This is a genomic window from Streptococcus sp. k-90, from assembly GCF_013277565.1.
Classification (GTDB): domain Bacteria; phylum Bacillota; class Bacilli; order Lactobacillales; family Streptococcaceae; genus Streptococcus.
On the sequence record NZ_VMNE01000006.1, the window covers coordinates 151,782 to 162,866 of the forward strand.

9 protein-coding genes are annotated in these 11,085 nt (G+C 39.7%); 4 read left to right on the top strand and 5 right to left on the bottom strand.

Going from position 1 to position 11,085, the window contains the following annotated elements:
• The first annotated feature begins 21 nt into the window (after nt 1–21).
• Nucleotides 22–867: an undecaprenyl-diphosphate phosphatase gene (locus tag HT734_RS02990; RefSeq protein WP_173277604.1), complete on the top strand. Its 846-nt coding sequence runs from the start codon at nt 22–24 to the stop codon at nt 865–867.
• Nucleotides 868–1,019: 152 nt separating this feature from the next.
• Here HT734_RS02990 and HT734_RS02995 read toward each other — a convergent pair whose 3' ends face one another.
• From HT734_RS02995 to dinB, 3 genes are all read right to left on the bottom strand, one after another.
• A complete protein-coding gene (locus HT734_RS02995) occupies nt 1,020–1,652 on the bottom strand; it encodes a TetR/AcrR family transcriptional regulator (RefSeq protein WP_061758871.1) in 633 nt (210 codons plus the stop codon).
• Nucleotides 1,653–1,752: 100 nt separating this feature from the next.
• Nucleotides 1,753–2,076, bottom strand: a complete 324-nt coding sequence (locus tag HT734_RS03000) for a hypothetical protein (protein ID WP_061758870.1) — start codon at nt 2,074–2,076, stop codon at nt 1,753–1,755.
• Between the two features lie 602 nt (nt 2,077–2,678).
• A complete protein-coding gene (gene dinB, locus HT734_RS03005) occupies nt 2,679–3,740 on the bottom strand; it encodes a DNA polymerase IV (RefSeq protein ID WP_033680751.1) in 1,062 nt (353 codons plus the stop codon).
• Nucleotides 3,741–3,978: 238 nt separating this feature from the next.
• Between dinB and pflB the strand changes: the two genes are divergently transcribed.
• The gene (gene pflB, locus HT734_RS03010; protein WP_173277712.1) at nt 3,979–6,303 is read left to right on the top strand and encodes a formate C-acetyltransferase; all 2,325 of its coding nucleotides are present in this window, start codon (nt 3,979–3,981) and stop codon (nt 6,301–6,303) included.
• A 388-nt stretch (nt 6,304–6,691) separates the two neighbouring features.
• Here pflB and HT734_RS03015 read toward each other — a convergent pair whose 3' ends face one another.
• Together HT734_RS03015 and trkA are read right to left on the bottom strand one after the other, a co-directional pair.
• Nucleotides 6,692–8,131 carry a TrkH family potassium uptake protein gene (locus HT734_RS03015; RefSeq protein ID WP_061758869.1) on the bottom strand — a complete coding sequence of 480 codons (1,440 nt, stop codon included), beginning with the start codon at nt 8,129–8,131 and terminating at the stop codon, nt 6,692–6,694.
• A 3-nt stretch (nt 8,132–8,134) separates the two neighbouring features.
• Nucleotides 8,135–9,484, bottom strand: coding sequence for a Trk system potassium transporter TrkA (gene trkA, locus HT734_RS03020; RefSeq protein ID WP_061758868.1), 1,350 nt, complete (start codon nt 9,482–9,484; stop codon nt 8,135–8,137).
• Nucleotides 9,485–9,672: 188 nt separating this feature from the next.
• On the opposite strand from trkA, the gene HT734_RS03025 reads away from it, so the two are divergent.
• Together HT734_RS03025 and HT734_RS03030 are read left to right on the top strand one after the other, a co-directional pair.
• On the top strand, nt 9,673–10,521 hold the full coding sequence (locus HT734_RS03025; RefSeq protein ID WP_001063594.1) for an S-adenosyl-l-methionine hydroxide adenosyltransferase family protein: 849 nt from the start codon (nt 9,673–9,675) through the stop codon (nt 10,519–10,521).
• Nucleotides 10,522–10,536: 15 nt separating this feature from the next.
• Complete coding sequence (locus HT734_RS03030) at nt 10,537–11,082, top strand: ECF-type riboflavin transporter substrate-binding protein (protein WP_061758866.1); 546 nt, start codon at nt 10,537–10,539, stop codon at nt 11,080–11,082.
• Nucleotides 11,083–11,085 lie beyond the last annotated feature (3 nt).

Genomic DNA, 11,085 nt, shown 5'->3' on the forward strand with positions numbered 1-11,085 from the left:
ATAGAAAAAAAGGAGTAATCTATGTATCTTATTGAAATTTTAAAATCTATCTTCTTCGGGATTGTTGAAGGAATTACGGAATGGTTGCCCATTTCAAGTACAGGTCACTTGATTTTAGCAGAGGAATTTATCCAATATCAAAATCAAAACGAAGCCTTTATGTCCATGTTTAATGTTGTAATTCAACTAGGTGCGATTTTGGCGGTTATGGTCATTTACTTTAATAAGCTCAATCCTTTCAAACCGACTAAGGACAAGCAGGAAGTTCGTAAGACTTGGAGACTATGGTTGAAGGTCTTGATTGCAACTTTGCCTTTACTTGCCGTCTTTAAGTTTGATGATTGGTTCGATACCCATTTCCATAACATGGTTTCTGTTGCTCTCATGTTGATTATCTATGGGATTGCCTTTATCTATTTGGAAAAGCGCAATAAAGCGCGTGCTATCGAGCCAAGTGTGACAGAGTTAGATAAACTTCCTTATACGACAGCCTTCTATATCGGTCTCTTCCAGGTTCTTGCCCTTTTACCAGGGACAAGCCGTTCTGGAGCAACGATTGTCGGTGGTTTGTTGAATGGAACCAGTCGTTCTGTTGTAACGGAATTCACCTTCTATCTTGGAATTCCAGTTATGTTTGGAGCTAGTGCCTTAAAGATTTTCAAATTTGTAAAAGCAGGACAACTCTTGAGCTTTGGGCAATTGTTCTTGCTCTTGGTTGCGATGGGAGTAGCCTTTGCAGTCAGTATGGTCGCTATTCGTTTCTTGACCAGCTATGTGAAAAAACACGACTTTACCCTTTTTGGTAAATACCGTATCGTGCTTGGTAGTATCTTGCTACTTTATAGCTTTGTCCGTTTATTTGTATAAGTTGAAAATAGAATAAAATAGGATAGTTCGCCAAAAAAATATTTGGAAAACTATCCTATTTTTATAATTGTTTAGTTTATATTTTATTGCGTTATTCTGTCGTCTTGCCCTCCGTTTGTCCACAGGTTTAAACGTAAACTAAAAGATGGTATTTAATTTGATTGACTTAAAATTTCTTGAATTAAAGATTCATCAAAAATATCCAGTCCGATAGATTGAAGCATAAATTGTAAAAAATAAATCCGATCGACAATTTTTTCGGAAGAATTTTCAAAAATACTCCCTTCAACCCAAAAGTTAGTCAAAAGCAAGATTGTCTCGGCCGCTTCATTAGGGAAGGGGATGGGGTGGATGGACTGATCTTCTATTCCTTTTTTTATAATATCTGCAATAAGGGGAGTTCCTATACGCAGATTGTAACGGATAATAGTCAGCATGAACTCCGCATCAAGAGGTGCGTGATTCAACATTTCGTAGTTAGTTTTCTGACTTTTTAAACTAAACTGAAAGGTTTCTTTGAGCTGTTCTCTTCCAGTTAAATGACTGGTGGATTCAAGCCAGTCTAGCAATTCCTTTTCCATCAATTGATAACGCTGTTTTAAAACTGCAAAAAAAATTTCATCTTTTGATTGAAAATGGTGATAAATGGCCCCTTTTGAAATGCTAGCTGTTTGCGCTATGTTTTGTACACTTGTTTTTTCATAGCCATTGTGAATAAAAAGCTGTGAAGCTGTTGATAAAATTTTTTCAATCATTGCTTGAGATTTTTCTGTTTTTGCGACCATTAAGTTCCTTCTCTCTGTTTTATTAAATTTATTTTATCAAAAAAAGAAGAAAAGGTAATATTTGAGCAGTCTAACAAGTCTCATTCTTAAGAAAACCACTCTACTTTTTTAATTTTGCTTCTATACGTTTGATGTGATACAAGTTTGAGAGAACTGTAATCCCACCGATGGTCATTATTCCTAAACCATTCCAAGGACTAAACAAAGTAGTGATGAGCCCGCCAGTAATTGTAGCATACCCACATTTCACTCCCAAACGAGAATGTCGGATACCGCTCTCTCCTTGTGTTAATCGATAAAACTGTTCTTTTTGCTGTATTCTTTGCTTTTTAATGGCTTCGTGATGACGTATTTGTTGTTGACGTACTCGTTGATCTTGTTTTGCAATATAATCGATTGTTTTTTCTAGCATAGATTTTTTCATGTTAAATCCCTTTTAAAAACCGACTATTCGGTATTTTATGTTTTTTAGTTTAACAAATAAAAATGAAGGTGTCAACACTTACCACTTATGAGAAAAAGTTTTTTACTAGGAACTATTTGAAATCTGTCTCACATTCTTAGTTTTAAGTGTTGGAGTTAATACTTAATTAAAACCAAGTGCGCTTTTTGATCAATAAAATGTCAAAAAATATTGTAGTCCAAGTATATGCGTGGGAATGTTCCTTCTCTTATAGATATTATTTTTTAGGGAAGTGATGAAATATTTCTTGAAAATTATAGAATTTATCCCAGTAAAAATGCGGTAGGAATTCAAACTAAACTATATTTTTCAAGAACATTCAGTTTTCTAGCAAGAGAGTGGTGAGGGAAAGAAGTTTTCTTGAATTAGGATTTTTTAGAGTCTAAAATGTGAATAAGGCTGGCACAGCCTGTTGAATGCTGGTCAGCAATTTAAGGTAGTTCCTCGAACTATTTTAGTAATTAGCTATCACGCTCTGAACATTATTTCTAAAACAGAATGAGGCTGAAACGCTGTTGTTCCAACCTCATTTGATTCAAACTAATGAAGCTCCCCTCAAGGGTTTAAAATCCAGTCACGGTAATCCCCAACAGGCGGACACCTCTTTCTTTCTCGCTTAATTCTTCATAGAGTTGCAGGGCAATTTGGCTTATCTGACTAGCATCCTGTGTTTTTTGAGCGAGACTTTTTCGTTTAGTAAGAGTTGAAAAGTCCTCGTAGCGGATTTTCAGAATGACAATTTTTCCAGCTTTTTCTTGCTGACTGAGATTGAGCGCGACTCTTTCTGATAGAAGAGTCAGCTCTTTTTTGATGTCTTCTTCGGCACGGAGTATCTTTCCATAGGTTTTCTCTTTCCCGATTGATTTACGGATACGATTGGATCTGACTGGGGAATTGTGGATACCACGAGCCTTTCGATAAAGGTCATAGCCCAGTCTTCCAAAACGGTCTATTAGGGTCACTTCAGGAACTTCAAGTAGATCAGCGCCGGTAAAAACGCTCATTTGATGAAGACGTTCCACCGTCTTTTTTCCTACTCCATGAAACTTGGAAATATCCATTTGTTTGAGAAAATCCTCAGCTTGGTCAGGTAGAATCACTGTCAAACCATGAGGTTTTTGATAATCGCTAGCCATTTTAGCCAAGAATTTGTTGTAGGAAACACCGGCAGAAGCAGTTAAATGAAGTTCTTGCCATATATCCTCTTGAATGAGGCGAGCGATTTTGACTGCTGACTTAATCCCCAGTTTATTTTCTGTTACATCCAAATAGGCTTCGTCAATACTCATAGGTTCAATCAAATCTGTATAGCGCTTAAAAATAGCTCGAATCTGGAGGCCTACAGACTTGTATTTCTCATAATTCCCTGAGATAAAGACGGCCTGAGGACAACGTTCATAAGCTTCCTTGGAACTCATGGCAGAATGAACACCAAAAGCTCGTGCCTCATAGCTACAGGTAGAAACGACTCCCCGTCCACCTGTTTGCCGAGGGTCGCTTCCTATAATGACAGGTTTTCCTCTGAGTTTAGGATTGTCCCTGATTTCCACCGCAGCAAAAAAGGCATCCATGTCAATATGGATGATTTTTCTTGATAAATCATTCAATAAGGGAAAAATCAACATGCCTAGCACCTTTTTTACAGCTTATTTTCTTTTATTATACCCTTTTTTCTGAAAAAAGGAAAAAAGGGTATATTTTTTTCAAAAATATAATACAGTTTAGGGCGAAATATAGACTGTTTTAGAAAAGAAAGTGTAAAAACAGGGGTTTGTTACTTGTTGAAATCGGTTACTGTGTGGTATACTTGTCTCATGAATGTAACAGATGACTGTTACTAGAAAGAAAAAAGAGGACATTAACATGGTTGTTAAGACAGTTGTTGAAGCACAAGATATTTTTGACAAAGCTTGGGAAGGCTTCAAAGGCGTAGATTGGAAAGAAAAAGCAAGTGTATCACGCTTCGTACAAGCTAACTACACACCTTACGATGGAGACGAAAGCTTCCTTGCAGGACCAACAGAACGTTCACTTCACATCAAAAAAATTGTAGAAGAAACTAAGGCTCACTACGAAGAAACTCGTTTCCCAATGGACACTCGTCCAACATCTATCGCTGATATCCCTGCAGGATTTATCGACAAAGAAAACGAAGTTATCTATGGTATCCAAAACGATGAACTCTTCAAATTGAACTTCATGCCAAAAGGTGGTATCCGTATGGCTGAAACTACTTTGAAAGAAAATGGATACGAACCAGATCCAGCTGTTCACGAAATTTTTACTAAATACGTAACAACAGTTAACGACGGTATCTTCCGCGCTTACACTTCAAATATCCGTCGTGCTCGTCACGCTCACACTGTAACTGGTCTTCCAGATGCTTACTCACGTGGACGTATCATCGGTGTTTACGCACGTCTTGCTCTTTACGGTGCAGACTACTTGATGCAAGAAAAAGTAAACGACTGGAATGCAATTAAAGAAATTGATGAAGAAACAATCCGTCTTCGTGAAGAAGTAAACCTTCAATACCAAGCATTGCAACAAGTTGTTCGCTTGGGTGACCTTTACGGTGTTGACGTTCGCAAACCAGCGATGAACGTCAAAGAAGCTATCCAATGGGTGAACATCGCCTTCATGGCTGTCTGCCGTGTTATCAACGGTGCTGCAACATCTCTAGGACGTGTGCCAATCGTGCTTGACATCTTTGCAGAACGTGACCTTGCTCGTGGTACATTTACTGAATCAGAAATCCAAGAATTTGTTGATGATTTCGTTATGAAACTTCGTACAGTTAAATTTGCTCGTACTAAAGCTTATGACCAATTGTACTCAGGTGACCCAACTTTCATCACAACTTCTATGGCTGGTATGGGTAACGACGGTCGTCACCGTGTTACTAAGATGGACTACCGTTTCTTGAACACTCTTGACAACATTGGTAACTCACCAGAACCAAACTTGACAGTTCTTTGGACTGACAAATTGCCATACAACTTCCGTCGCTACTGTATGCACATGAGCCACAAACACTCTTCTATCCAATACGAAGGTGTAACAACAATGGCTAAAGACGGATACGGTGAAATGAGCTGTATCTCATGCTGTGTGTCTCCACTTGACCCAGAAAATGAAGAACAACGCCACAACATCCAGTACTTCGGTGCACGTGTAAACGTATTGAAAGCCCTTCTTACTGGTTTGAACGGTGGTTACGACGATGTTCACAAAGACTACAAAGTATTTGACATCGATCCTATTCGTGATGAAGTTCTTGAATTTGAATCAGTTAAAGCTAACTTTGAAAAATCTCTTGACTGGTTGACTGACACTTACGTAGATGCTTTGAACATCATCCACTACATGACTGATAAGTACAACTACGAAGCTGTTCAAATGGCCTTCTTGCCAACTAAACAACGTGCAAACATGGGATTTGGTATCTGTGGATTTGCGAACACTGTTGATACATTGTCAGCTATCAAATACGCTACAGTTAAACCAATCCGTGATGAAAATGGCTACATCTACGATTACGAAACAATCGGTGAATACCCACGTTGGGGTGAAGATGATCCACGTTCAAACGAATTGGCAGAATGGTTGATTGAAGCTTACACAACTCGTCTACGTAGCCACAAACTTTACAAAGACGCAGAAGCTACTGTATCACTTTTGACAATCACATCTAACGTTGCTTACTCTAAACAAACTGGTAACTCACCAGTACACAAAGGTGTATACCTCAACGAAGATGGTTCTGTGAACTTGTCTAAACTTGAATTCTTCTCACCAGGTGCTAACCCATCTAACAAAGCTAAAGGTGGATGGTTGCAAAACTTGAACTCACTTGCTAGCCTTGACTTCGGTTATGCCGCTGACGGTATCTCATTGACAACTCAAGTATCACCTCGTGCTCTTGGTAAGACTCGTGATGAACAAGTTGATAACTTGGTAACAATCCTTGATGGTTACTTCGAAAACGGTGGACAACACGTTAACTTGAACGTTATGGACTTGAACGATGTTTACGAAAAGATCATGTCAGGAGAAGACGTTATCGTACGTATCTCTGGATACTGTGTAAACACTAAATACCTCACTCCAGAACAAAAAACTGAATTGACACAACGTGTCTTCCACGAAGTTCTTTCAATGGATGATGCATTGGATGCATTGAGCTAATTAAGTTTTTGAATAATGAAATAAGTAACCCTCGGTCAGTTGGCTGAGGGTTGTTTTTGGGGTTTTAAATGCCTTAAGTCAGGTACTGAAATGTCTGACCGAGATTCAAAGATACTTGTTGACTTGCGATGGGGATTTGAAAATAATACTCAATGAAAATCAAAGAGTAAATTAGGAAGCTAGCCGCAGGTTGCTCAAAGCACTGCTTTGAGGTTGTAGATAAGACTGACGAAGTCAGCTCAAAACACTGTTTTGAGGTTGTGGATAGAACTGACGAAGTCAGTAACCATACCTACGGCAAGGCGAAGCTGACGTGGTTTGAAGAGATTTTCGAAGAGTATGAAAATAAAAACACCACACTTTGTAAGAAACAAGGTGTGGCTTTATTTTATCTCTTAGACCAGGTCCTCTTCATAAAGAGAAGTAGGATTGGGTAAATCTCCAAGCGACCTGCAATCATTGCAAAGGAGAGGAGGATTTTTGAGATAGGACTAAAGATTGAGAAACTAGAAGTGGTTCCTAGAATAGGCCCGATATTATTGAAACAGCTAAAGACAGCGCTGGTCACAACCAGGAAATCATTGCTATCTAGGCTGACAATAAAGATGAGTACTAGTAAAATCATAGCATAGATGACAAAGTACTTGAGAATCTTATGCTGGGTATCTTTGTCAATAACCGTTTTATTAACATGGAGGGTCAACACACGGTGGGGCGATAGAATTGACAAAATTTGGTTTTTGGCAATTTTTGAAAGGATGAGGCCTCGAATAACCTTGAGTCCACCTGCGGTTGATCCAGCAGAGCCACCGATTCCCATGAGAAAGAGGAGGATAAACTGGGAGAAGAGGGGCCAATTGGTAATATCTCCGTATCCAAAACCAGTTGTTGTAATGATATTGGAAACCTGGAAGAAGGCCATTTCAAAACTCTTAGAAAATCCTGGGTAGAGATAGAGGGTATTGAGGCTGATCAAGCCTGTAGAAATTAGAACGATGACCAAGTAGGCACGAAGTTCTTCATCTCCAAAGAAGGCTTTGACGCGACGGAGCATGAGGTAGTAGTAGAGGTTGAAATTTACCCCAAAAACCAGAACTCCGATACTAACTAGATAGGTAATCAGTGAGCTACCATAGTGGGCAATTCCGTCGTTATAGACGGTGAATCCCCCGGTACCTGCAGTCCCCATAGCGATAACAAAACTATCGTAGAGAGGCATACCGGCTAGATAGTAGATAATCACAAAAAGGGAAAAGAGGGCTAGATAAAGGAGATATAGAATCTGAGCGGTGTTTTTTAGCTTGGATACAACCTTACCGAATACGGGGCCAGGAACCTCAGCCTTCATTACCTCTAGGTGGCTGTTTTTGGCATTATCCATAATAGCAAGTGCAAAAACCAGTACTCCCATCCCTCCAATCAAGTGGGTAAAACTTCTCCAGAAGAGGAGGGAGCGACTGAGAACCGAAACATCGTTTAGAATAGTTGCTCCAGTAGTTGTAAAGCCAGAACTAATCTCAAAAAAGGCATCGATAAGGCTGGGAATTTGCCCAGTAAAAACAAAGGGGAGCCCCCCAAAGAAAGACCAAAGAATCCAACAGAGGGCAACAATCAAGATTCCCTCCTTGGCGTAAATCCGTTGATTTTTTGGTTTTTGTAAAATTCCTGAACCACCCAGTAATACGAGAATCCCAATTGTCGTAAAGAGGGCTGTAAAGACTTGGCTTGACTCATGGTAATAGACAGCAATCGCAACAGGAACCAAGAGAAGAACAGCTTCAATCAAAAGTAACTTTGAAAGGAGGTAACGAATCATACTTTTATTCATTTCTTACCTCGCAATCAAATCATAAATCTTGGTGATGTTTGGCAACAAGGTTGTTACTAGGAGCTTGTCTCCGACTTCCAACATATCCTCCCCAGTTGGGAAAATAGTCTTGCCCTTTCGAATGATGGCTGCAATAAGAACCCCTTTTTTCAATTTCAGTTGAGAAAGAGGTTTGGCAGTCATTTTATTGGCTTCCTTGATATGGAATTGCAGGGTTTCGATTTGACCGTTGGCTAGATGGTGCATGGCTTGAAGGTCTGAATATTGGGCATTAACACGGCCACGAATAAAGTGCATGATTGTATCTACAGCGATGATTTTCGGAGTGATAATGCTTGAGAAATCAGGCGCATGAATAATTTCAAGGAGACTAGTTCTGTTAACCTTGCTAATATTTTTTTGCACCCCGACACTATCTAGGAACATAGAAGTAATAATATTCTCTTCGTCAACTCCTGTTAGGGTTGCTACTGCATCATAGTTTTGGGCACTTTCTTCTAGCAAGATATCTTTTGCTGTCCCATCTCCTTGAACGATGTAGAGATTAGGGAATTTCTCACTAAAGAAACGTGCCCTTTCAGGGTTAATCTCGATGACTTTGGTATCGATCCGACTGTCTTTGAGAATCCCTAGTAGATAATAGGCAATTCTACCTGCTCCAACTATGAGAAGGCTCTTTACAGCACGAGATTTGAAATAATTATGAAAGAGCATCATATCAACACGGTTACCGGTGACAAATATTCTATCTTTATCCTGTATGGTCATATCACCACTTGGGATGATAATTTGATGCTCTCTCTCTATCGCACAGACAATGACATTGCCAAATTTTTTCCGAAAATCAGAAATGGGCATTTGGCAAAGACCGCTAGTGGATCTGACGATAAATTCCATGAGGCTAACGCGTCCACCAGCAAAGCGTTCGACAGATAGGGCGTTGGGGAAGTCAATGATATTGGCGATAGCGCGGGCGGCCAAGAGCTCAGGGTTAACGATAAGAGAAAAACCGAGAATATTCTTTTCTTTGAAATAAGAATTAGAGTATTCAGGATTCCTCACCCGAACGATGGTTTCTTTAGCCCCCATTTTTTTAGCTAGAACGGCTGCAATCATGTTTACTTCATCGTACTCAGTCAGGGCGATAAAGATGTCACAATCTTGGACACTGGCTTGCTCAAGAATGGCAAAATCAGCTCCGTTGCCAAGGATACCCATGATATCAAAGCGATTGACAATATGATTGAGGACTGCTTCGTCTTGCTCAATCAGCAAAACATCATGCTTTTCTGCAACCAAGGAGCGACAGAGGGCAAAACCAACTTTACCCCCTCCGACAAGGATAATTTTCATATTAAAACCTACTTTTTCATGATGTAACTATCATACCTTTTTTCAAGAAAAAATGCACCTACTAGCTAATAACAAGAGCTTTTAGTAGGAAATTTGCTATAAGGTAAAACTATACCCTAATCAATTAAAATAGCTATTAGCGACTTTCTCTGAAATATGGTATGATAAAGGATATACAAGGAGATAAAATGAATAATAATTTACTGGTATTACAATCAGACTTTGGTCTGGTTGATGGTGCGGTATCGGCTATGATTGGAGTGGCTTTAGAAGAGTCTCCAACCTTAAAAATTCATCATTTGACGCACGATATCACGCCTTATAATATTTTTGAGGGGAGCTATCGTCTCTTTCAGACGGTGGATTACTGGCCTGAGGGAACGACTTTTGTATCGGTTGTCGATCCAGGTGTCGGATCAAAACGTAAGAGTGTGGTTGCCAAGACTGCAAAAAATCAATACATTGTCACGCCAGACAATGGGACTCTTTCTTTTATTAAGAAACACGTTGGTATTGTAGCCATTCGTGAAATTTCTGAGGTAGCCAATAGACGTCAAAACACAGAGCATTCTTATACCTTCCACGGTCGTGATGTTTATGCTTATACTGGAGCTAAATTAGCCAGTGGTCACATTACTTTTGAGGAAGTGGGGCCAGAGCTCAGTGTGGATCAGATTGTGGAGCTTCCAGTCGTAGAGACCATCATTGAAGACCATTTGGTGAAGGGAGCTATTGATATTCTGGATGTACGTTTCGGCTCGCTTTGGACCTCTATCACACGAGAAGAGTTTTACAAACTGGAACCAGAATTTGGTGACCGTTTTGAAGTGACTATCTATCACGCTGATATGCTGGTCTATCAAAATCAGGTTGTCTATGGCAAATCATTTGCAGATGTGAGAATTGGGCAACCCATCCTTTACATCAACTCTCTCTATCGTTTAGGTTTGGCTATCAACCAAGGTTCTTTTGCCAAGGCCTATAATGTGGGTGTCGGTTCATCTTGGACCATTGAAATAAAGAAAATAGAATCATAAAATAGGAGAATATAGATGAAAAATCAATCAATTAAACAAGTTGTTGCTATCGGTGTTGGAGCTGCGCTCTTTGTTGTCATCGGGATGATCAGCATTCCGACACCTGTTCCAAATACAAGTATCCAGCTTCAGTATGCGGTACAGAGCCTCTTGTCTATCATTTTTGGTCCTCTAGTGGGACTACTTGTTGGCTTAATTGGGCATGCAGTGAAGGACGCTATTGCTGGCTACGGTCTGTGGTGGACTTGGATTATTGCTAGTGGGCTCTTTGGTCTAGCTGTAGGACTCTTTAGAAAATACATTCGAGTAACACAGGGTGTTTTTGAGTTGAAGGATATTGTCTTCTTTAATCTCATTCAGATTGTTGCAAATGCTCTTGTTTGGGGTGTCTTGGCACCACTTGGAGATGTTGTGATATATCAAGAAGCGGCAGAAAAAGTATTTGCTCAAGGGATTGTTGCAGGTATTGCTAACGCTGTAACTATAGCTATCGCAGGTACCCTTCTCTTGCTAGCTTATTCACGTACACAGATTCGTTCAGGAAGTTTGAAAAAGGATTAACAT